General features: G+C 63.0%; 20 protein-coding genes. 10 read left to right on the forward strand and 10 right to left on the reverse strand.

Going from position 1 to position 20561, the window contains the following annotated elements; genetic code table 11:
- Positions 1-73: 73 nt before the first annotated feature.
- The 5 genes from metH to D6201_RS01775 form a co-directional block, all read right to left on the reverse strand.
- Complete coding sequence (gene metH, locus D6201_RS01755; protein WP_120047139.1) at positions 74-2674, reverse strand: methionine synthase; 2601 nt, start codon at positions 2672-2674, stop codon at positions 74-76.
- 7 nt (positions 2675-2681) lie between these two features.
- Positions 2682-3728: a homocysteine S-methyltransferase family protein gene (locus tag D6201_RS01760; RefSeq protein ID WP_120047140.1), complete on the reverse strand. Its 1047-nt coding sequence runs from the start codon at positions 3726-3728 to the stop codon at positions 2682-2684.
- A complete protein-coding gene (gene metF, locus D6201_RS01765) occupies positions 3725-4672 on the reverse strand; it encodes a methylenetetrahydrofolate reductase [NAD(P)H] (protein ID WP_120047141.1) in 948 nt (315 codons plus the stop codon). The genes D6201_RS01760 and metF overlap by 4 nt, the downstream gene beginning before the upstream one ends.
- Positions 4669-5646 carry an ArsR/SmtB family transcription factor gene (locus D6201_RS01770; RefSeq protein WP_120047142.1) on the reverse strand — a complete coding sequence of 326 codons (978 nt, stop codon included), beginning with the start codon at positions 5644-5646 and terminating at the stop codon, positions 4669-4671. The genes metF and D6201_RS01770 overlap by 4 nt, the downstream gene beginning before the upstream one ends.
- Before the next feature lie 66 nt (positions 5647-5712).
- Positions 5713-7890 (reverse strand): primosomal protein N', encoded by a 2178-nt coding sequence (locus D6201_RS01775; protein WP_120047143.1) that lies wholly within the window; start codon positions 7888-7890, stop codon positions 5713-5715.
- Positions 7891-7938: 48 nt separating this feature from the next.
- On the opposite strand from D6201_RS01775, the gene D6201_RS01780 reads away from it, so the two are divergent.
- The 4 genes from D6201_RS01780 to D6201_RS01795 are packed head-to-tail and all read left to right on the forward strand — an operon-like array spanning position 7939 to position 11228.
- Entirely contained in the window at positions 7939-8634 is a 696-nt protein-coding gene (locus tag D6201_RS01780; protein WP_120047144.1) for a DUF4197 domain-containing protein, read from the forward strand.
- Positions 8635-8686: 52 nt separating this feature from the next.
- Entirely contained in the window at positions 8687-10510 is a 1824-nt protein-coding gene (gene cobT / locus D6201_RS01785) for a cobaltochelatase subunit CobT (protein ID WP_120047145.1), read from the forward strand.
- Positions 10510-10734, forward strand: a complete 225-nt coding sequence (locus tag D6201_RS01790) for a hypothetical protein (protein ID WP_120047146.1) — start codon at positions 10510-10512, stop codon at positions 10732-10734. Before cobT ends, D6201_RS01790 begins: the two co-directional genes overlap by 1 nt.
- A complete protein-coding gene (locus D6201_RS01795; protein ID WP_120047147.1) occupies positions 10731-11228 on the forward strand; it encodes a DUF2939 domain-containing protein in 498 nt (165 codons plus the stop codon). The genes D6201_RS01790 and D6201_RS01795 overlap by 4 nt, the downstream gene beginning before the upstream one ends.
- Here the strand turns inward: D6201_RS01795 and D6201_RS01800 are convergent.
- Positions 11225-11761: a DUF2306 domain-containing protein gene (locus D6201_RS01800; protein ID WP_120047148.1), complete on the reverse strand. Its 537-nt coding sequence runs from the start codon at positions 11759-11761 to the stop codon at positions 11225-11227. The genes D6201_RS01795 and D6201_RS01800 overlap by 4 nt on opposite strands.
- Positions 11762-11826: 65 nt before the next feature.
- Positions 11827-12453 (reverse strand): DUF998 domain-containing protein, encoded by a 627-nt coding sequence (locus D6201_RS01805; RefSeq protein WP_120047149.1) that lies wholly within the window; start codon positions 12451-12453, stop codon positions 11827-11829.
- A 51-nt stretch (positions 12454-12504) separates the two neighbouring features.
- On the opposite strand from D6201_RS01805, the gene cysS reads away from it, so the two are divergent.
- The 3 genes from cysS to D6201_RS01820 are packed head-to-tail and all read left to right on the forward strand — an operon-like array spanning position 12505 to position 17092.
- On the forward strand, positions 12505-13956 hold the full coding sequence (cysS, locus tag D6201_RS01810) for a cysteine--tRNA ligase (protein ID WP_120047150.1): 1452 nt from the start codon (positions 12505-12507) through the stop codon (positions 13954-13956).
- Positions 13957-13981: 25 nt separating this feature from the next.
- Positions 13982-15634 carry an acetolactate synthase large subunit gene (locus D6201_RS01815; protein ID WP_120049135.1) on the forward strand — a complete coding sequence of 551 codons (1653 nt, stop codon included), beginning with the start codon at positions 13982-13984 and terminating at the stop codon, positions 15632-15634.
- Between the two features lie 24 nt (positions 15635-15658).
- Complete coding sequence (locus D6201_RS01820; protein WP_120047151.1) at positions 15659-17092, forward strand: aldehyde dehydrogenase family protein; 1434 nt, start codon at positions 15659-15661, stop codon at positions 17090-17092.
- Between the two features lie 154 nt (positions 17093-17246).
- Here D6201_RS01820 and D6201_RS01825 read toward each other — a convergent pair whose 3' ends face one another.
- Both D6201_RS01825 and D6201_RS01830 read right to left on the reverse strand, forming a co-directional pair.
- Positions 17247-17603 carry a hypothetical protein gene (locus tag D6201_RS01825; RefSeq protein ID WP_165853469.1) on the reverse strand — a complete coding sequence of 119 codons (357 nt, stop codon included), beginning with the start codon at positions 17601-17603 and terminating at the stop codon, positions 17247-17249.
- On the reverse strand, positions 17593-17781 hold the full coding sequence (locus D6201_RS01830) for a hypothetical protein (protein WP_120047152.1): 189 nt from the start codon (positions 17779-17781) through the stop codon (positions 17593-17595). Before D6201_RS01830 ends, D6201_RS01825 begins: the two co-directional genes overlap by 11 nt.
- A 144-nt stretch (positions 17782-17925) precedes the next feature.
- Here D6201_RS01830 and D6201_RS01835 point away from each other — a divergent pair, with 144 nt between their 5' ends.
- Entirely contained in the window at positions 17926-18558 is a 633-nt protein-coding gene (locus tag D6201_RS01835) for a LexA family transcriptional regulator (protein WP_120047153.1), read from the forward strand.
- Between the two features lie 81 nt (positions 18559-18639).
- Here the strand turns inward: D6201_RS01835 and D6201_RS01840 are convergent, their stop codons facing one another.
- Entirely contained in the window at positions 18640-19470 is an 831-nt protein-coding gene (locus D6201_RS01840; RefSeq protein ID WP_199798172.1) for a phytanoyl-CoA dioxygenase family protein, read from the reverse strand.
- 267 nt (positions 19471-19737) lie between these two features.
- Between D6201_RS01840 and D6201_RS01845 the strand changes: the two genes are divergently transcribed.
- The gene (locus D6201_RS01845; protein ID WP_120047155.1) at positions 19738-20085 is read left to right on the forward strand and encodes a VOC family protein; all 348 of its coding nucleotides are present in this window, start codon (positions 19738-19740) and stop codon (positions 20083-20085) included.
- Positions 20086-20112: 27 nt separating this feature from the next.
- Positions 20113-20559 carry a DUF1579 family protein gene (locus D6201_RS01850; protein WP_120047156.1) on the forward strand — a complete coding sequence of 149 codons (447 nt, stop codon included), beginning with the start codon at positions 20113-20115 and terminating at the stop codon, positions 20557-20559.
- Positions 20560-20561: the final 2 nt, after the last annotated feature.

A 20561-nucleotide genomic window follows, 5' to 3' on the forward strand; every position in this document is an offset into this window, starting at 1 on the left:
AAAAGAATCTCCCAGTCCGCCTCCAATCCTAACGATGGGAGCTCATCGTGCAAGAGCCTCCTTTCGTCCTGGTCTAATCGAGGTTCGGTCGGAGCCAGCGCGTGGCATCTTCAATCGGCATCCCTCTGCGTTCGGCATAGTCCGTCAGCTGATCTCCTCCGATCCGCGCGACCCCGAAATAGCTGCTGTCCGGGTGGCTGAAATACATGCCGCTCACCGCGCTTGTTGGCAGCATCGCGTTGCTATCGGTCAAGGTCAGGCCAGCGTTTTTCGTGGCATCGAGCAGGTCGAACAGTATCGGCTTCAGCGAGTGGTCCGGGCAGGCCGGGTAGCCGGGCGCGGGGCGGATGCCGTCATAGCGCTCGCGGATCAGATCCGCGTTCGAGAGGCGCTCATCGGGCGCATAGCCCCAGAGATCCGTGCGCACATGCTGATGCAGTCGCTCGGCAAGCGCTTCGGCGAAACGGTCCGCCAATGCCTTGAGCAGGATATCCGAATAATCGTCCGTCTCCGCCTTGAAACGCGCGATATGCGGATCGATCCCGTGAATGGCGACACCGAAGCCGCCGATCCAGTCGCCTGCCGGATCGATGAAATCGGCGAGGCAGTAATTCGCGCGGTCGCGGCTCTTGGCGACCTGCTGGCGCAGCATCGGGATTAGCTCACCGCTGTCCAGACGGATGTCGTCGCCGTCTCGCCTGCACGGCCAGAACCCGCACACCGCCTTTGCCATCAGCCATTTCTCGCCGACGATCAGTTGCAGCATGGCGTCGGCATCGGCTTTCAACGCGCGCGCGCTTTCACCGACCACCTCGTCATCGAGAATGGCGGGGTAGGTACCCGCCAGCTCCCAGCTGCGGAAGAAGGGTGTCCAGTCGAAGCAGGAGACAAGATCGGCCAGATCCCAGTCCCCGAACACATGCAGGCCGGGCTGTGCAGGGGCGGGGGACTTACGGCTGAAATCCGCGGCGAAACCGTTCTCTCGCGCCTCGCCGAGCGTCAGCAGCTTGCTCGCTTCCTTGCCCGCCCGCTTGTCCCGCATGACCTGATATTCGCCTGCCGTATCGTTCACCAGGCCATCGCGCTGCGTGTCCGACAGCAGGCGGCTGGCCACGCCCACCGCACGGCTGGCGTCGAGTACGTGGAGCACCGGACCTTTATAGGCCGGATCGATCCTAAGCGCGGTATGCAGGCGGCTGGTGGTCGCCCCGCCGATCAGCAGGGGCAACGTCATATCGGCGCGCTGCATTTCCTCAGCCACAGTCACCATCTCGTCCAGCGAGGGAGTGATCAAGCCCGACAGTCCGATGATATCGGCGTCCTGTTCGCGAGCGGTCTCGAGGATAGTGGACCACGGCACCATGACGCCAAGATCGATTACCTCGTAGCCGTTGCACTGGAGCACGACGCCGACGATGTTCTTCCCGATGTCGTGTACATCGCCCTTCACTGTCGCCATGATGACCTTGCCCTTGGCCTTGCGCTCTTCCGGGGCGAGCTTGTCCTTCTCCGCTTCGATGAAGGGAATGAGGTGGGCGACCGCCTTCTTCATCACGCGCGCGGATTTGACCACCTGCGGCAGGAACATTTTCCCGCTGCCGAATAGGTCGCCGACGACGTTCATGCCGTCCATCAGCGGCCCTTCGATCACCTCAATGGGGCGCTTCGCGCTCTGGCGTGCCTCCTCGGTGTCGGCGACGATGTGCGCGTCGATGCCTTTGACCAGCGCATATTCTAGGCGCTTGGTAACCTCCAGACTGCGCCATTCGGCCTCCGCCTTCTCGTCCTCTTTCGACTTGCCCTTGTAGCTCTCCGCTAGGTCCACCAGCCGTTCCGACGCATCCGGTCGGCGAGCAAGGATGACGTCCTCGCACGCTTCGCGCAGCTGCGGGTCGATAGTGTCGTAAACGTCGAGCTGGCCCGCATTGACGATTGCCATATCGAGTCCGGCAGGAATGGCGTGATAGAGAAACACCGAATGCATCGCGCGGCGGACCGTCTCGTTGCCGCGGAAGCTGAAGCTTAGGTTCGAAAGGCCGCCGCTCGTCTTCGCATAGGGGCAGCGCTGCTTGATTTCGGCCACCGCCTCGATGAAATCCAGCCCATAGCGATCATGCTCGGCGATGCCGGTGGCGACGGCGAAGATATTCGGATCGAAAATAATGTCTTCTGGCGGGAAGCCGTTTCTGACAAGTAGATCGTAAGCGCGCGAGCAGATCTCCACCTTGCGCTCTTTCGTGTCCGCCTGGCCGGTTTCGTCGAAGGCCATGACGACCACCGCCGCGCCGTAATCGCGGCAGATGCCCGCCTGCTCGAGGAATTGCGCCTCGCCTTCCTTCATGCTGATCGAATTGACGATCGGTTTGCCGGACACGCATTTCAGCCCGGCCTCGATCACTTCGAACTTGGAGCTGTCGATCATCACCGGCACGCGCGCAATGTCCGGCTCGGCGGCGATCAGTTTTAGGAAGGTCGTCATCGCCTCGACCGCGTCGAGCAGGCCTTCGTCCATGTTCACATCGATGATCTGCGCACCGTTCTCGACCTGCTGGCGCGCGACTTCGACGGCGGTTGGGTAGTCCCCCGCCATGATAAGCTTCTTGAACGCGGCGGAGCCGGTGACATTGGTCCGCTCGCCAATATTGACGAAGCGGGCGGTGGAGAGGTTCGTCATTTGTCGGTCACGCAGCGATCACGAAGGGCTCCAGCCCCGCGAGCCGCATCTTGGTGTCTTTCTGCGACAATTCGCGCGGGGCCAGCCCCTCCACACGCTTCGCCATCGCAGCGATGTGCTCGGGCGTGGAGCCGCAGCAGCCGCCGATGATGTTGGCGCGGCCATTGTCGGCCCATTGACCGGTGAGCGCGGCGGTCGTGTCCGGCGCCTCGTCATATTCGCCAAGCTCGTTGGGTAGGCCCGCATTGGGATAGGCGAGCAGCAGCGTGTCGGCGATATCGGACAGCAGCTGGATATGCGGCCGAAGCTGCTCCGCGCCGAAGCTGCAATTGAGGCCGATGGTGGCGGGATTGGCGTGGCGCACCGCGTTCCAGAAGGCCTCGACCGTGTGACCGGAAAGGTTGCGGCCCGAAAGATCGGTCAGCGTCATGGACAGCATGATCGGAACATCGCGTCCGAGCTTGTCCGATAACTGGCGCACCGCCATGATGCCCGCCTTGGCGTTGAGCGTATCGAAGATCGTCTCGATCAGGATGAAATCCGCGCCGCCTTCCGCCAGCGCTTCCGCCTGCTCTAGATATACGCCGGTGAGGCGATCGAAGTCGATTTCGCGAAAGCCGGGGTCCTCGACATCGGGGCTGAGCGAAAGCGTCTTGTTGGTCGGGCCGATGGCACCGGCGACGAAGCGCGGGCGGCCAGCCTTGACCGCAAACTCGTCCGCGCATTCGCGCGCAATGCGGGCAGAGGCGAGGTTGATTTCGCGCACCAGTCCTTCAGCCGCATAATCCGCCTGGCTGATGCTGTTGGCGGAGAAGGTGTTGGTCGAGACGATGTCCGACCCGGCTTCGAGATAGGCGCGGGTGATATCCGCGATCACGTCCGGCCGGGTCAGCGCTAGAATGTCGTTATTGCCCTTCTGATCCGCCGACAGGCCGAGATCGCCCGCGAAATCTTCTTCGGCCAACTTGCGGTTCTGAATCTGCGTGCCGAACGCCCCGTCGAAAATCAGGATGCGCTTGGCGGCTTCTGCATTGAGTTGCTCACGGGCACTCATGCTGCTTGCTCCTGCGGACGCTTACCGAGCATGTGGCAGATCGCATAGGCCAGCTCCGCGCGGTTGAGCGTGTAGAAATGGAATTCGCGCACACCGCCGGCATAGAGGCGACGGCAAAGTTCGGCGGCGACAGTGGCGGCGACCAGCTGGCGCGCGCCGGGAAAATCGTCGAGACCTTCGAACAGGCCGTCCATCCAGTCGGGGATCACCGCTCCGCATTGCCCCGCGAACTTCCGCGCCTGCGCGACGTTGGTTACGGGCAGGATGCCGGGAACGACGGGCGCTTCGATACCCGCCCTTGCGCAGCGCTCGGTGAAATCGAAGAATGTCTCGGCGGAGAAGAAAAACTGGCTGATGGCGCGGGTCGCCCCCGCATCTATCTTGCGCTTGAGATTTTCGAGATCGGATTGCGGGCAATTCGCGTCCGGGTGGACTTCGGGATAGGCGGCGACCGAGACTTCGAAATCGGCGACTTCCTTCAGGCCTGCGACTAGCTCCGCGGCGCTGCCATAGCCGTCCTCATGCGGCACGAAAGGCGCGCCGGGTTCGCCCGCATCACCGCGCAGGGCGACGATATGGCGCACGCCCGCCTCCCAGTAAGCCTCTGCAATCCTTTGCGTTTCCGCGCGGCTGGCATCGACACAGGTAAGGTGCGCAGCGGCCGGGATCCCCGCCTCCGCGATCAGCCGCGCGACAGTGTTGTGGGTGCGTTCCCGGGTGGAGCCACCCGCGCCGTAAGTGACACTGACGAATTGCGGGGAAAGCGGTGCGAGCTTGGTCACCGATTCCCACAGCTGGCTTTCCATCTTCTCGCTCTTGGGCGGGAAGAATTCGAAGCTCACGGCAATGTCGCCCGGCAAGCCACTGAATAGCGGGCGTTTATGCGCGCGATCCTGCTCGCTGGCAGGGTCGAGAAATTCGGGAATCGGCTGAGCAAGGCTCATGACGCGACCTTTCTGAGATCGGTATCGGTGTGGGACCGGGAGAGGCGGGTGGCGGACCAGACTTTGACGGTGAGGGTCCGGCCGGGGACGGAAACGGGCGGCGCGGGATCGAAACCGGCTTCGGCAAGCAGCTTGGCCATCGTCGGGTCGGAAAAGCCGAGCCGGGCATGGGCATGCCGCTCACGCAGTTCGTCGAGCTCATGCCGCGCGAGGTCGACAACCGCGATCCGACCGCCGGGGCGAGTGACGCGCGCGGCTTCGCGCAGGGCGAGCTCCGGGTCCTGCGCAAAATGCAGCACCTGGTGCAGTAACACGGTGTCGAAACTGTGTGCGGCGAATAGCAGGTCGGTAAAATCGCCCTGCTGCAATTCGACCTTTTCCGGGCCGAGCGCCTGCAGCCGCGCCCGGGCGACGCGCAGCATGTCGAGGCTCTTGTCGAGAGCCACGATATGCTCGGCATGGGGCGCAAGCAGTTCGGCAATGCGGCCGGTGCCGGTGCCGATGTCGAGCAGCCTGCCGGGCGGGGTATCGGCCAGCACTTCGAGCAGCGCTTCCTCGCACGCTTTTTCCGGCCCGTGAATTTCGCGCAGCGTGTCCCATTCCTCGGCATGGCGGGCGAAGTAGCGGTCCGCCTCTTTCTCACGCGCATTGCGGATGACGGAGAGGCGGGTGCGGTCGGCTTCGGCAGCTTGCGCGAAATCGCTATCCTCGCGCTCCGCAATCGAAAGCAAGCGAGCAATCGCATCGCCCATTGGCGTGGGGGCGGCTTCGCGCAGGAACACCGAATTGCCTTCTCGGCGTCGCTCGATCAAGCCGGCATCGACCAGACGGGAGACGTGCTGCGAAACGCGCGGCTGGCTCTGGGCCAGCACTTGCGCGATCTCGCCAACCGACAATTCCATCTGCGTGATCAGCCGCATCACGCGCAGGCGCGACGCGTCGGAAAGAGCACGGAAGGCGGCTTCAAGCTGCATGACGAGATAAGCATATAACGATCTCGTTATATTGCCAGAACGAATGCGGTTTCTTTCGTAACCTTTTCAGACGAAGCTGTAGGGATCCACATCCACGCCCACGCGCACTCCGGGCGGGTGATCTATCTGCCGCAGCCAATCGCGGATGACCTGCTGCAGATTGGCTGTGCGGCGGGCATTCATGAGCAGACGATAGCGGTAGCGATTGCGCAGCAGGGCAAGCGGCGCGGGGGCGGGGCCGAGGATCATCACATCGTCCAGATGCGGGCGCGTGTTGCCGATGCGGTTGGCGGCCTCGCGCGCTTCGGCATCGTCTTCGCTCGATACGATGATCGCCGCCCAGCGTCCGAAGGGCGGCGCGCCGGCATGGCGGCGCGCTTCCGTCTCGGCGTCGTAGAAGGCATCGCGATCACCGGCCTCGAGCGCTGCGATCACGGGCGCGTCGGGATGCCTCGTCTGGATCAGCACTTCGCCCGGCTTCGCCCCGCGTCCGGCGCGGCCCGCCACCTGTGCCACCTGCTGATATGTCCGCTCCGCCGCGCGCAGGTCCCCGCCTTCAAGGCCGAGATCGGCGTCGATGACGCCGACCAGCGTCAATTCTGGAAAATGAAAGCCTTTGGTCACCAGCTGCGTGCCAACGATCACGTCGATTGCCTTCGCTTCGGCCATGGCGACGAACTCGGCCGCCTTTTCGGGCGAATTGAGAGTGTCCGACGTGACCAGCGCCACGCGCGCATCGGGCAAGATTTCGGCCACCTCGTCCGCAATGCGCTCGACCCCCGGCCCACAGGCGACGAGGCAGTCGGGCTCGCCGCAATCGGGGCATTTTTCCGGCGGGGCAGTCTCGTGCCCGCAATGGTGGCAAGCGAGGCGCTTCGACAGTCGATGCTCGACCAGCCACGCGCTGCAATTGGGGCACTGGAAGCGAAAACCGCAATTGCGGCACAGAGTCAGCGGCGCGTAGCCGCGGCGGTTGAGGAAAAGCAGCGATTGCTCGCCACGCTCCAGCCGCTCCTCCAGCGCGGCGCGCAATGGCGCGGCAATCCACGCGCCGCGGCCGGGCTGTTCCTCGGTGAGATTGATGAGCTTGATGGCGGGCAGCTGCGCCCCGCCGAACCTGCTTGGGAGGACGAGCTTTTCGTAAGTGCCGCTATCCGCCATGTGCAGGCTTTCCAGCGCCGGGGTGGCGCTCGCGAGCACGACGGGCACCTGCTCGAAATGCGCGCGCATAACCGCGACATCGCGGGCATTGTAGCGGACGCCGTCCTCCTGCTTGAAACTGATCTCGTGTGCTTCGTCGACGACGATCAGTCCGAGCCTGGCATAAGGCAGGAACAGCGCCGAGCGCGCGCCGACCACCACTTGTGCTTCCCCACTTGCGATGGCGCGCCAGGCACGGCGGCGCTCGGTTGATTTGAGCGAGGAATGCCAGACGATCGGAGCGGCTCCGAAGCGGGCCTCAAAGCGTCCGAGAAAGGCTTCGGTGAGTGCGATTTCCGGCAGCAGCACCAGCACCTGCCGTCCCAGCTTCAGCGCCTCTGCCACCGCTTCGAAATAGGTCTCCGTCTTGCCGGATCCCGTCACGCCGTCGAGCAGGAACGGCGCGAATTTCTGCCTGCCGACAGCCTCGACAAGGCGCGCCGATACCGACGCCTGGTCTTCGCTCAGCTCGGGCCGGTCATGATCGTGACGGGCGCGCGGATATGCGCGGTCGACATCGACCTCGACCGGTTCCAGAACGCCCTGATTGACCAGTCCGCGCAGCACGCCTTCCGAAACGCCGGCCAGACCGGACAATTCACGGATCGTCGCTTGCTCGCCTTCCAGCGCTGCGATGGCGCGCTCGCGCTGCGGGGTCATCCGTTCGGGCATGCCGCCGGACAGGCGATACTCCGTCATGGTTGCAGGGCCGCGCAGCGCGCCGCCGCTGGCAATCACCATCCGAGCGACCGAGGCGAGCGGAGCGATGTAATAATCTGCCGTCCATTCGATCAAGCGCCGCAGTTCCGCGCGGATGGGCGGGACATCGACCATGCCCAGAAGCGGGCGCAGCTTGGCCTCCGGAACGGGGTCTGTCGGCAGGTGTTCCTCCTCCCAGACGATACCCATCACCTGCCGGGGGCCGAGCGGCGCGACCACCACGCTGCCATGTTCGAGCGTCATTCCCTCCGGCACCCGGTAATCGAGCGGGCCGAGCGCTGCGTTCATCACCAGTAGCCGGACGCGCGATAGGGTCATCGTCATGCATATGGGAGCCGCGGCACGCTTGCGGCAAGATGAGGACCTGAATTTATGACCGAATTGACCGCAATCCGCCCCGATCGTCGCCGTTTCATCGCCGGTCTCGGCGCCAGCGGAGCGCTGCTCGCTCTCCCTGCCTGCCAAAGCTTCGGGGGTTTCGGCCTGGTCGATGCGGTGCGCCGCCTGCTCTACATCTCCAGCGAACGCGCCTTTGCCCGGCTGACCGCGCCCGGCGGTTTCTGGGACGAACAGGTCGCGGCCATCGGCCTGAACAATCTGCTCGGCACACGCGGCAACGTGCTGGCAGGTGTACTCACCTCCACCCTCTTCCGTGATCGGCTGCAGGATGCCTTTGCCGACATCGCCATCGAAGGCGCGGAGCGGGCTGCGCCCATCGTGACCGATGCGGTGCGCGTCGTCGGCCTCGAAACCGCAGCCGCGCTGGTCAATGGCGGCCCGACAGCGGCCACGGGCTTTCTCCGCGACGAGCTCGGGCTGACACTGGTCGAGGCAATGGTGCCTGAACTCGGCGAGGCCATGCGGATCGCGCAGGAGCCGCTGGTGGGCGAACTGCTTTCCGGGCTGACTGGCGTCAATGTCTCGGGCGTCGCTCGCAATTTCTCCACCACCATCGACAATGCGATCTGGAACGAGATGGGGCTGGAAGAAGCCGCCATCCGCCGCGATCCCGGCGCGACCGGCGATCCGCTCCTGATCAGCGTATTCGGTGCGGCACGCGCGATCTAGGTCTTTCGTGCCCCCTTGCGCGCGGCGCGCCGTGCGGTAGGCAGCAGGCCGCATGTCAGACGAAACTCCGATAGATCGCTTCAAGCTTGCGCTTACCGGCGCGACCCGTGCCATCGCGCGCGATGCGGAGGTGGAGGTCGGCTTCACCGCCGATACGGCGAGCGAGCAGGGCAAGGCCGTGCGCGTACCCATGCCGCCGCGGGACGTTCCTGCCGAAGCGGCGATGGAAGCGCGTGGTTTCGCGGATAGCTTCGCGCTGCGGTTGCGGCACCACGACGCCAGCCTGCACTTCGCCCAGCGCCCGCAGGATCCCGATGCGCGCGCCTGTTACGACGCGATAGAGCGTGCCCGTTACGAAGCCATCGGTGAGACCGATTTCGCCGGTATGCGTGGCAATCTCGCCGCGATGCAGGACACGCGCCTGCAGGGCAGTGCCATCGCCCGCGCGAAGAATGCCGAGGACGTGCCCCTGCACACCGCGCTCGGCCTGATGCTGCGCGAACAGCTGACCGGCCAGCCGATCCCGGATGCTGCGCGCGAGGGCGTGGAGATGGTTCGCGAATTCGTCGAAAGCCGCACCGGCGACGATTTCGAACAGCTCTTCGACGCGCTGCACGACCAGTCCGCCTTTCAGAAGCTCGGCCTCGACATGCTGCGCCATCTCGACATGGTGCCGCAGGACGCGGAACCGGAAGACGGCCTCGACGACGAAGAGGGCGACGAGGATGACGGCGAAGAGGACAAGCCCGAAGAGGAAGAGGATGCTGCCGACGACGCGGCCGACCAGCCCGAGACCCGCGCGGAAGGAGCGGAGGGCGAGGAAGGCGAGGGCGACGAGCAGGATGACGGCGCCGGCGAGAACGAGATGGGGGAGGGCGACCCCGCCGACGATGGCGACCAGATGATGCTGCCCCAGCGGCGCAACGCGCCGTGGCAGGACATCCCCGAAAGCTTCGATTACCAAGCCTTCACGACCGAGTTCGACGAGATTGTCGAGGCGACAGACCTGTGCGACCTGGAGGAGCTCGATCGCCTCCGTGCCTATCTCGACAGCCAGCTGGCTGGGCTCGCAGGCGTGGTTACGCGGCTCGCCAATCGCCTCCAGCGCCGCCTGATGGCGCAGCAGAATCGCAGCTGGGATTTTGACCAGGAGGAAGGTTTGCTGGACGCCGCGCGGCTCGCCCGCGTTATCGTCAGCCCCGGCCATTCGCTGAGCTACAAGATGGAGCAGGAGCAGGACTTCAAGGACACGGTCGTCACCTTGCTGATCGACAATTCCGGCTCCATGCGCGGTCGCCCGATCAGCATCGCCGCGATCAGCGCCGACATCCTCGCGCGCACGCTGGAACGCTGCGGGGTGAAGGTGGAAATCCTGGGCTTCACTACCCGCGCCTGGAAAGGCGGGCAGAGCCGCGAGCGGTGGCTGAACGATGGCCGCCAGCCGAACCCCGGCCGCCTCAACGATCTGCGCCACATCATTTACAAGAAGGCCGATGAGCCGATGCGCCGCGCGCGCCGCAATCTCGGCTTGATGATGCGCGAAGGACTGCTGAAGGAGAACATCGACGGCGAGGCGCTGATCTGGGCGCATGACCGCTTGCTGGCCCGGCCGGAGGATCGCCGCATCATGATGGTGATCTCCGACGGGGCGCCGGTGGACGACAGTACGCTGAGCGTGAACAATGCAGGCTATCTCGAAAGCCATCTGCGCCGCGTGATCGACTGGATCGAAAAACAGTCGCCCATCCAGCTGGTCGCCATCGGCATCGGCCACGACGTGACCCGTTACTATAAGCGCGCGGTGACGATCATGGACGCCGAGCAGCTCGGCGGCACGATCATCGAGCAGCTGGCGGACCTATTCGAGGTGGAGTAATGAAGAAGCCAGAAGCCGAGCAGGGCATACGATATCTCTGCACAAAGTGGGCTCGAGAAATCGGCCTGAATGCTAAGCAGTACGAAACTGCAAGCTTCAGCCAGTTCTGGACTTGGCTGCGGCTAAATCATCCCGAATATCTCGACTTCGGCACCTCAACTTCAGTCGCTTATGATGTGGAGATGTGGTTCGAACAGGAAATGAATCAGTCGAGCTATCAATGAAAAAGCTCCTCGCCCTTATCCTCCTCGCCGCCGCCCTCGCAGGCGGCTGGTATTTCGCCTCGCCGTGGTGGGCGATGAAGTCGCTGGCCGATGCGGCGCAAGCTGGCGACACTGCGGCGCTGGAGGAGAAGGTGGACTTCCCGGCTCTTCGCGCTTCGGCATCGGACCAGATCAGCGAGGCGACGCGGCGGCGGGCCGGGCAGGGCGGGTTGCTGGACGGGATCGGCGGCGTGGTGGCGGAACGCGTGGGGCGCGAGGTCGCCAATCGCGCGATCACACCGGAGAATGTCGGCGCAATGGTGGCGGGAGGCGCGTTCGCCAGCGGTCTCCTGCCCGAGCGACTGCGCGGACAGGACATCGGCTGGAATATCGAACGTGAAAGCTTCGACTATTTCCGCGCTATCGGTACCTTCGAGGACGGCACCGCAGGCCCGACGCTGATCTTTCGCCGCGACGGCCTCGGCTGGCTGCTGACAGGCGTCGAACTTACCTAACCGCGCGTCCGCTTCCAGCGCATCGGATCGCCTTTCGCAATCCGCGTCTGGATCAGCCAGATCGCCACTGCGTAGATACCGGCGTTGACCGCCGCAAAGGCAATCCAGAACTGCGTCATCGTCTCGAAAGGCGCGACGACAAGCCAGCGCGGATTGGTCGCCATCTGGCTGAACCCCGCCATCAGCAGACCGGCATAGCTGTAGGCGAGATGGATCTGATGCGCGCGCAGCCACTCCAGATCGCGCGTGGTATGCCATCGGCGGAGCGCGCGGATACCAAAGAGAAGCGAGATAAAGCCGACCACCACGAAGATATGGAAAAAGCCGAAGCGCGTGCCGAAGAAAGGCATGACGGTGGCAGGCACCGGCACGACGGACAGGACGGTGACGAACATCGCCGCGATATAGCTCGTGCCGATCACGCGGTGCGTCTGTGTGCCCTTGCGCATCAGGAAGATGGCCGCCCCGGCAAGGATCGCATAGCTCGCTGACAGGAAATGGATCAGCAGCAGCGGCGAAAGGTCGTTGATCATGCGCGTTTATCCCCTTGGTGTGTTGCTTAGATAACACGCAATCGAGGGGAGCGCAAATTCGCCGGTCAGTCGGCCTCGCCCGGGCGGGTATAGATGAGCCACGCGACGAGCGCGAACCAGGCTACCATTGCGGTAGCGAGGACGCGTTCATAGGCGCCGTCCCACGCCGTTGGAATGGCGTATAGAAACGGTCCGGCGATCAACCACACCACAGCGAGCACGCGCAGGGTCGGCTTCAGCCAGTCGCGGCGATCCGCCAATCCGTCAGATGTCAGCCACACGGTGGCGGGGAATAGCGCGCCCAGCGCATAGACCAGGTAGCGGTGGATGTCGGGCAGACCCTCGGGGCGGTTGTACGCCTCGTACCCCGCGACAAGGGCGACGGCGATCGAGAGCCCAAGTAAAGTGAACTGCCCCAGCTTCCAGTCCCAGCCATCGGCCTTCCACCGCCACAGCCCCGCGGCCGCGGCCAAAGCGGCCAGGGCGAAAGCGTAGAGTCCCAGATCGACGAGCCAGTCGAACCGGCCGCCCGCCGCCGCATCGCTGATCGTGTCGCGAATGATGCCGACGTGATCGCTGGCCAGCGTGCCCACCAGGTCCGCGACGATAACGAGCAGGCAGCCGGCAAGGCCGATGCCGCCAAGCACACGCGCCAGCGGATCGTCCCGCTTGTCGGCATTCGTCTGTTCCATCGGCTGTCTCCCCTGTTGAAAATCGCCCGGCCATCGCGCAAGAGCGCGCCCATGCCGCAGACCGATCTTCGCCTGTTCAATTCGCTAACGCGCGAGCTGGAGACATTTATCCCCGTCCATGAAGGCGAGGCGCGGGTCTACACCTGCGGGCCGACGGTCTACAATTACCCGCATATCGGCAATATGCGCGCCTATGTGTTCGCCGACGTGCTGGGGCGCACGCTGAGCTGGAAAGGCTATAATCTCACCCACATAATCAACATTACCGATGTCGGGCACCTGACAGACGATGCCGATGCGGGCGAGGACAAGCTGGAAAAGGCGGCGGCGGAACGCGCGCAGTCGATCTGGGATATCGCGCAGCACTACACTGAGGCATTCTGGGCGGACGTAAAGGCGCTGAATATCCGCGAGCCTGCGAAATGGTCTGTCGCCACGGACTATATCGACGAGATGATCGCCTTTGCCGAGAGTATCGCGGAGGCGCATTGCTACGAGCTTGAAAGCGGCCTGTATTTCGATGTCTCGACGGTCGAGGATTACGGGCGGTTGGCCCGCGCCGTGACCGAGGAGGGTGAAGGCCGCATCGACACGGTCGAGGGCAAGCGCAATGCCGCCGACTTCGCAATCTGGCGCAAGACTCCGCCGGGCGAGACGCGGCAGATGGAATGGGACTCGCCATGGGGCGAGGGCGCGCCGGGCTGGCACCTGGAATGCAGTGTCATGGGTGAGAAGCTGCTTGGCTTTCCCTTTGACATTCACACCGGTGGCATCGACCACCGCGAAATTCACCATCCGAACGAGATCGCGCAGAATCAGGCCTTTTGCGGATGCGGCGGTCTGTCGGAAGCGACCAATTCGGGCGCGAAAATCTGGATGCACAACAATTTCCTGGTCGAGCGATCGGGGAAGATGTCGAAGTCGTCGGGCGAATTCCTGCGGCTGCAATTGCTGATCGACAAAGGGTACCACCCGCTCGCCTACCGCATGATGTGCCTGCAGGCGCATTACCGCAGCGAGCTTGAGTTTTCGTGGGAGGGCCTCGGCGCGGCGCTCACGCGGTTCAAGCGGATGGTGATGGGGGTGGAGAAGCTACGCGCACGAGCCGAGGAGGGGCAGGGCGGCACTTTCGACAGCTCAAAATACCTTGATGCTTTCGGCATCGCGATTTCCGAAGATCTCAATACTCCGGAAGCCTTGGCAGTCTTGGAATTGGTTCTCGGCGTTAAGGCCATCCCGCCGGCAGATGCCATCGCAATCATCGGGCGCATGGATAACGTCCTCGGCCTCGACCTGCTCGACCTTACCCGAGAAGACCTCCGCATCCGTCCCAAATCCGCCGCCATCACCGAAACCGAAATCGAGGACGCGCTCGCCCGCCGCAAGGCCGCGCGAGCGGAGGAGGATTTCGCCACCAGCGACACCATCCGTGACGAACTCACCGCCAAGGGCGTCGAAGTGATGGACGGCGACCCGCTTGGCTGGGAGTGGAAGCTGGCCTAGCGTGCTCTCCATCGAAGGAGACCGCATGGCCGAAGATACCAAAGCATCCGACCTTTTCATCGAGTGCCTCGAGGCCGAAGGGGTCGAGTATATCTTCGGCGTGCCGGGTGAGGAGAACCTCGATCTCCTGCAAAGCCTCTCCAAGAGCGACAGCATCAAGCTCGTGCTGACGCGTCACGAGCAGGGTGCAGGCTTCATGGCAGCGACATACGGCAGGCACACCGGCAAGGCGGGTGTTTGCCTGGCGACGCTCGGCCCGGGCGCGACCAACCTCGTGACGGCTGGGGCCTATGCGCAGCTGGGCGGGATGCCGATGCTGATGATTACGGGTCAGAAGCCGATCAAGTCGAGCAAGCAGGGCCGTTTCCAGATACTTGACGTGGTCGAGATGATGGGGCCGATCACCAAATACACGCACCAGCTGGCATCGGGCGAAAACATCCCCAGCCGAGTGCGCGAGGCGTTCCGGCTGGCCGAGGAGGAAAAGCCCGGCGCGACCCATCTCGAATTGCCGGAGGATATTGCGGAAGAGCAGTGCTCCGCCACGCCGATCCCCGCATCGCTCGCCCGCCGCCCCTCCGCCCAGGACAAGGCGGTGCGGCAGGCGGTGGAGGCTCTGGAGGCGGCCAAGCGTCCTGTCCTCGTCATCGGGGCGGGGGCCAATCGCCTGCGCACCAGCAAGATGCTCGGCGAATTCGTCGCAAAGACAGGCATCCCCTTCGTCACCACGCAGATGGGCAAGGGCGTGCTCGACGAGCGGCATCCGCTCTTCCTCGGCTGCGCCGCGCTGTCCTCCGGCGACTTCGCCAACCGCGCGCTGCAAGAGGCGGACTGCATCGTCAATGTCGGCCACGACGTGATCGAGAAGCCGCCTTTCTTCATGGAGCGGGGCGGGGCGACGGTCATCCACGTCTCCACGAAGACGGCCGAGGTCGACCCGGTCTACTTCCCTCAGATCGAGGTGATCGGCGATATCGCCAACGCCATCTGGCAAATGAAGGAAGCGATCGTGCCGCAGGATGACTGGGACAGCCAATGCATGGTCCGTTACCGCGAAGCGCAGGAGGCGCACACCGACGAGATCGTCGACGAGCGCTTCCCGGTTTTCCCGCCCACGCTGGTGCGCGAGGTGCGCAAGGCCATGCCGGAGGACGGGATCATCTGCCTCGACAATGGCATCTACAAGATCTGGTTCGCCCGCTGTTACGAGGCGTACCAGCCCAACACGATCCTGCTGGACAACGCGCTTGCCAGCATGGGGGCGGGCCTGCCCTCGGCCATGGCGAGCGCGATGGTCTATCCGGACCGCAAGGTCATGGCGATCTGCGGCGATGGCGGCTTTATGATGAACAGCCAGGAGATGGAGACGGCGGTCCGCCTCGGCCTGAACCTCACCGTGCTGATCCTGCGCGACGATGCGCTCGGCATGATCCGCTGGAAGCAGTCGGACATGGGCTTTGCCGATTACGGGCTGACCTTCGGCAATCCGGATTTCGTCGACTACGCGAAGAGCTACGGCGCGCACGGCCACCGCGCGGGTTCGGTGGAGGAACTGCGCGTCCTTCTGCGGCAGTGCAGCGACACGCCCGGCGTCCATGTGATCGACTGCCCGGTCGATTATTCGGAAAACGAGCGCATCCTCAACCACGAGATCAAGGAACTGTCCGCGAAGCTGTGAGGTTGGGAAGGGAGAGGAGATTGCATGCCCAAACTCAACGACACCTACCCGCTCTATCTCAACAACAAGCCCGAGCAGCCCAACACCGACCTAGCGGTGACCGACAAATATACCGGCGAAGTCGCCTTCCGTGTCGCGCAGGCCGATCCCGAGATCATCGACAAAGCCATCGCTGGCGCGGTGCATGCGACCGAGCCGATGGCGCGGCTCGCCAGTTACGAGCGCAAGGCTGTGCTCGAACATTGCGTGGACCGCTTTCGCGAGCGGTTCGACGAGCTCGCCTATGCGCTGTGCGTCGAGGCGGGCAAACCCATCGGCGACAGTGAGGGCGAGGTCACGCGGCTGATCGACACCTTCGTCATCGCCGCCGAGGAATCGACGCGCATGTATGGCGAGGTGATGCCGCTCGATATCAGCGAGCGCGCGAAGGGCTACCAATCGATCTGGAAACGCTATCCGGTCGGCCCGTGCAGTTTCATCTCTCCCTTCAACTTTCCGCTCAACCTCGCCGCGCACAAGATCGCGCCCGCCATCGCGGTGGGCTGCCCCTTCGTGATGAAGCCAGCGAGCAAGACCCCGCTCGGCGCGCTGATCATCGGCGAGATCCTTGCCGAGACGGACCTGCCGGAAGGCGCGTTCTCCATCCTGCCCGCCAGCCGCGACGGTGCTGACCTGTTCACCGAGGACGAGCGGCTCAAAATGCTGAGCTTTACCGGGTCGCCCGCCGTCGGCTGGGCGCTGAAGGCGAGGAGCGGCAAGAAAAAGGTCGTCCTCGAACTGGGTGGCAATGCCGCCGTGGTGGTCGATCGCGACGCCGATCTGGAAGACGCGCTGGAGCGCATCGTCTTCGGCGCCTTCTACCAGTCCGGCCAGAGCTGCATCGGCGTCCAGCGGATCCTGATCCACGAGGATATCTACGACCGGTTCAGGGACATGCTGGTCGAGAAGACTCGCACTCTCAAATCCGGCGACCCGAAGGACCGCGACACCTTCATTGGCCCGATGATCTCCGAAGGCGAGGCGCAGCGCCTCAAGGGCTGGATCGACGAGGCGGTGGCCGAAGGTGCGACGCTGCTGTGCGGCGGTGGGTGCGAGGGCAACATGCTCGAAGCAACCCTTCTCGAAGGCGTGGACAAGCACGCCAAGGCCATCAACGAAGAAGCGTTCGGCCCGCTCGCCATCCTCCAGCCCTTCGCCACGATGGACGAGGCGCTGGATGAGGTGAACCGCAGCGAATTCGGCCTGCAGGCGGGCATCTTCACCCGCGACCTGTTCGCCATGTTCGATGCGTGGGACAGGCTGCATGTCGGCGGCGTGGTCATCAATGACGTGCCCAGCTACCGCGTAGACAATATGCCCTATGGCGGGGTCAAGGACTCCGGCCTCGGCCGCGAGGGAATACGCTTTGCCATGGAGGACATGACCGAAATTCGGAATTTGGTGATCAGGCGGCGTTAGTTGATGAAACACATGCCCATGCAGCAAGTGTCAACGAAACTACTGACTCGATTTACGTCATTGCGAGGAGCCACAGGCGACGTGGCAATCCAGCCCCGCCGTAACTGGATTGCCACGCTTCGCTCGCAATGACGTGCAAGGACCGGATGCGATCTCAACCCTCCTCCAACAAAAGCAATTCGCAGCGCACGGTCAGCCCCGGCGGCTGGGCGATATGATCGACGCCGACCACGGCGGCATCGGCGACCAACTGCTTCGGTATCGCAAATTCATATTCCGGCAGAAAAGCGATGAAGCATTCGCCCGCTTCCACCGCTTTCTCACCCGCAAAAACCAATTCCACCCGGTGGCGAGCCCCGGCGAAAGTGATGCTCGCCCAGGCCTTTTCCGTGTGAGAGGCGATATGGCCGTGCCCGCCGGCCAACTCCAGCAGCGCATCGGCGAGCTTGCCGCGCACGCCGCGTCGGCGTTTGCGCAAGGGCGGGGGGAGCACGGCGGGATCAATACGCATTGGTCGCCTCCCGATATTCGTTCATGAAATGTTCCACCCTTCTCTCCATCGCGGCGCGCGGTGTGCGACCATTGCGCAGGTCGAGCACGAAGCGCGGATCGCGCGCGGCGAGGCGCCCGAATTTCGTGGGCGGCATTCTGGTGTGGCGGAGAAAGACTTCGATCTTGCGGATGAGCATCGGCGTGACCCTTGGCATTGTGTTGAACCCCTCGAGCTGGCGACTCGCACCGACTCGATAAAACGCAGGACAGCCTCTGAAATCCTACTTGTCTAGGAAAAATACATCGCGTAGGAAGGTTCCGTTAAAGAAGGGTAGGAAAGCATGAGCGCACGCGAGACATTGGCGGAGGCCGCGCGGGAGAAGGGCAGCAGCCTTGCCGCGTTGTCGCGGATGATCGGCCGTAATTCCACGTATCTTCAGCAATATATCACCAAGGGCAGCCCGCGAAAGCTGGAAGAGGAAGACCGCCGGAAGCTAGCGCAATTCCTTGGCCTGGACGAATCGGCGCTGGGCGGTCCGAAGGATAATTCCTACGTTCCGAAAGCCAAGGGCGACTGGGTGGACGTGCCACGACTGGATGTGGATGCGAGCGCCGGGCCGGGCGCGGTGAGCGCGCAGGAGATTCCCTTCGACAGTTTCCGCTTTTCCCGCCGCTGGCTGACCGAGCAGGGGCTGGATGGCGCGCATCTCTCCGCCATCCGCGTCGTTGGCGACTCGATGGAGCCGCTGCTGCGCGAAGGCGACGAAGTGCTGGTCGACCGCCGCGAACAGCCCTTCCGTGACGGCGTCCATGTGGTGCGGCTGGACGACAGCCTGCTGGTGAAGCGCGTGGCCAGCAGGGGAGGGGGCCATTTCAGTCTGCTGAGCCAGAACCTCGCCTATCCGCCGATCCAGGTCGGCGCGGAGGAGTTCGAGATCATCGGGCGCGTGGTTTGGAAGAGCGGGCGGGTGTGAATGGCGGATATCGGGTGGTGAGCAGCCCTTCTGCTTTTGGCGCTCAAGAACGAAAAGCAGACAGACCTATCAGGCTACTCGTTACGCTTTTGGGCGTGAGATCGCGTTCAAGATTGCCTGCTCAACCGGCGAATAGTGCCCGTTCGTCCGGCTTAAATTGATGGGCTCACACGGCATGAGGGGAGGCTGTGCCATGAAGCGTGGCGCTGTTCCCCGGTGCCGCTGCGCCGCATGCACAATGAACGGATGGCACAGATACACTGTGCCAGCATTTCCCGCGGCTAATTCCTCTCTCCGCTGCGCCGAGCTTGCGAAGCCATCCGCAGCCAGCTCGCGCAGAGTAAGTCCGGCCTCGCCTGCTGATGATAGTTGCCTGGCTATGTCGATATGCGATCCAATGCGGATGCGGGTCGGCGCATCGTCGACACCAACATCAGAGAACAGGAAAAGCATCAGCAAGGCTCGTCCTTTGCTGCTTATATTGGCACGCCATTCCATGAAGTCCGGGTGGTCATATCCGAAACTTGGATCGATATGCCAACCATCGTCACCGGGCATTTCCTCCGAGGGAAAACGGATTGGGAAGGTGCCGAGGCTTTCACGAGGGCACCATCGGTTGGGACCGACGAGCTGGTCGAATGCTTCATGCAGTTTCGGCGTATTCGCCGCCTGCCGGAACGGGGGTTGGCTGAACTGATCCAGACGCACAATCGGCCCGACCCACGTCGAACGATCATTAGGGTCGCATCCGGTGGCCTTCCACAGGATAGCGCGAGCTTGTTCTGCGGTGTGTGTGCTGAAAGCCTCGTCGATACGGACGAAGCCGTCGCGGATGAACGAGGCAATGTCATCTGCGCTGAGCGCTGGTTCTGAATTGAATTGCATAAAATCTCTCAAATAAGCGTGTGTCATCGGGCGGCAGAGCCGCCGACTGAGCCGAAACCGGTTCGCTAAATCAGCGGAAAAGCGGACGCGCGATTGAGAGTGATGAACTTCATACCTCCATCATAAAGCACTCGGTCGTTGGTGCAAAGTCAATGACGGCTTGTCAGCGGACTAACAGTTTTAGCGTGACAAAAGCAGTCGGACATACGCTTATTTATGCTATGATCTGTGAGTAATTTTCGAACTATACTCAAATCTGCTCGTGTTTGCGCTCAGATGCAGGAGGCTAAAGCTATGGGTGTCACCAGGATCGTCGCAAATCTTTCCGCGCCCGATCCCATCGCTCTGGCCAAGTTTTATCAAGAAGTGTTCGAATTGGATTTGCCCTTGGACAAGGGGTGGATCTCGTTTCTCGCAAGCGACGCGACGCAGAAAATCGAGCTGCATACCGCCTCGCAAGGAGGTTCCGGAACGGACCTGCCGGTCATTTCAATCGGTGTGGATGACCTTCATGCTTCCGAGGCCGCAGTTCGCGCTGCTGGAGCAGAGGTGGTTTACGGGCCGGTGAAGGAGGAATGGGGCCTCAGGCGCTTCTATTTCCGCGATCCTGCTGGTAATCTCATTAACGTAGTCGACAGCTGACAGTCCGGATCATCGCAGGAGCCAAGAATGGGGAACGACAAGCGATTTGAGAGCCTGGCGCGACTTGTCGGTAGCTGGAAAACGACGATCACAATGCACCGAGAGGATGGGGCGACAGGCGATGTCTCACATGCGACGGACGTATATTCCTGGTCTGCAAACCGGAAATTTCTTCATCATGACGTGGACGCCGATATGGGCGGGCAACGCCATCAATCCTTCGAAGTCATCGCGCTCAATCCGTCGGGCGAAGGTTTTGTCTCGCGCAGCTATGATCCCGATGGGTCGTTTAGCGACTATTCATGCTGGTTTGAGGGACCGGCCTGGAACATCGAAGGCGCATACCTTCGGTTCTCCGGTCAGTTTTCGGAAAGTGGAGATGTTCTTTCGGGACAGTGGGAGCAACTGACCGAAGCTGGCCATTGGCAACCCTTCATGAAGGTCATGCTGCGCCGGAATGCTGATGAGGCATAATG

The sequence above is a fragment of the Aurantiacibacter aquimixticola genome (genome assembly GCF_003605475.1).
GTDB lineage: Bacteria > Pseudomonadota > Alphaproteobacteria > Sphingomonadales > Sphingomonadaceae > Alteraurantiacibacter > Alteraurantiacibacter aquimixticola_B.

Excerpts from the sequence above, each read along its gene's own strand:
- metH (WP_120047139.1), bottom strand. The coding sequence starts at position 2,674 with ATGACGAACCTCTCCACCGCCCGCTTCGTCAATATTGGCGAGCGGACC.
- D6201_RS01760 (WP_120047140.1), bottom strand. The coding sequence starts at position 3,728 with ATGAGTGCCCGTGAGCAACTCAATGCAGAAGCCGCCAAGCGCATCCTG.
- metF (WP_120047141.1), bottom strand. The coding sequence starts at position 4,672 with ATGAGCCTTGCTCAGCCGATTCCCGAATTTCTCGACCCTGCCAGCGAG.
- D6201_RS01770 (WP_120047142.1), bottom strand. The coding sequence starts at position 5,646 with ATGCAGCTTGAAGCCGCCTTCCGTGCTCTTTCCGACGCGTCGCGCCTG.
- D6201_RS01775 (WP_120047143.1), bottom strand. The coding sequence starts at position 7,890 with ATGACGATGACCCTATCGCGCGTCCGGCTACTGGTGATGAACGCAGCG.
- D6201_RS01780 (WP_120047144.1), top strand. The coding sequence starts at position 7,939 with ATGACCGAATTGACCGCAATCCGCCCCGATCGTCGCCGTTTCATCGCC.
- cobT (WP_120047145.1), top strand. The coding sequence starts at position 8,687 with ATGTCAGACGAAACTCCGATAGATCGCTTCAAGCTTGCGCTTACCGGC.
- D6201_RS01790 (WP_120047146.1), top strand. The coding sequence starts at position 10,510 with ATGAAGAAGCCAGAAGCCGAGCAGGGCATACGATATCTCTGCACAAAG.
- D6201_RS01795 (WP_120047147.1), top strand. The coding sequence starts at position 10,731 with ATGAAAAAGCTCCTCGCCCTTATCCTCCTCGCCGCCGCCCTCGCAGGC.
- D6201_RS01800 (WP_120047148.1), bottom strand. The coding sequence starts at position 11,761 with ATGATCAACGACCTTTCGCCGCTGCTGCTGATCCATTTCCTGTCAGCG.
- D6201_RS01805 (WP_120047149.1), bottom strand. The coding sequence starts at position 12,453 with ATGGAACAGACGAATGCCGACAAGCGGGACGATCCGCTGGCGCGTGTG.
- cysS (WP_120047150.1), top strand. The coding sequence starts at position 12,505 with ATGCCGCAGACCGATCTTCGCCTGTTCAATTCGCTAACGCGCGAGCTG.
- D6201_RS01815 (WP_120049135.1), top strand. The coding sequence starts at position 13,982 with ATGGCCGAAGATACCAAAGCATCCGACCTTTTCATCGAGTGCCTCGAG.
- D6201_RS01820 (WP_120047151.1), top strand. The coding sequence starts at position 15,659 with ATGCCCAAACTCAACGACACCTACCCGCTCTATCTCAACAACAAGCCC.
- D6201_RS01825 (WP_165853469.1), bottom strand. The coding sequence starts at position 17,603 with ATGCGTATTGATCCCGCCGTGCTCCCCCCGCCCTTGCGCAAACGCCGA.
- D6201_RS01830 (WP_120047152.1), bottom strand. The coding sequence starts at position 17,781 with ATGCTCATCCGCAAGATCGAAGTCTTTCTCCGCCACACCAGAATGCCG.
- D6201_RS01835 (WP_120047153.1), top strand. The coding sequence starts at position 17,926 with ATGAGCGCACGCGAGACATTGGCGGAGGCCGCGCGGGAGAAGGGCAGC.
- D6201_RS01840 (WP_199798172.1), bottom strand. The coding sequence starts at position 19,470 with ATGACACACGCTTATTTGAGAGATTTTATGCAATTCAATTCAGAACCA.
- D6201_RS01845 (WP_120047155.1), top strand. The coding sequence starts at position 19,738 with ATGGGTGTCACCAGGATCGTCGCAAATCTTTCCGCGCCCGATCCCATC.
- D6201_RS01850 (WP_120047156.1), top strand. The coding sequence starts at position 20,113 with ATGGGGAACGACAAGCGATTTGAGAGCCTGGCGCGACTTGTCGGTAGC.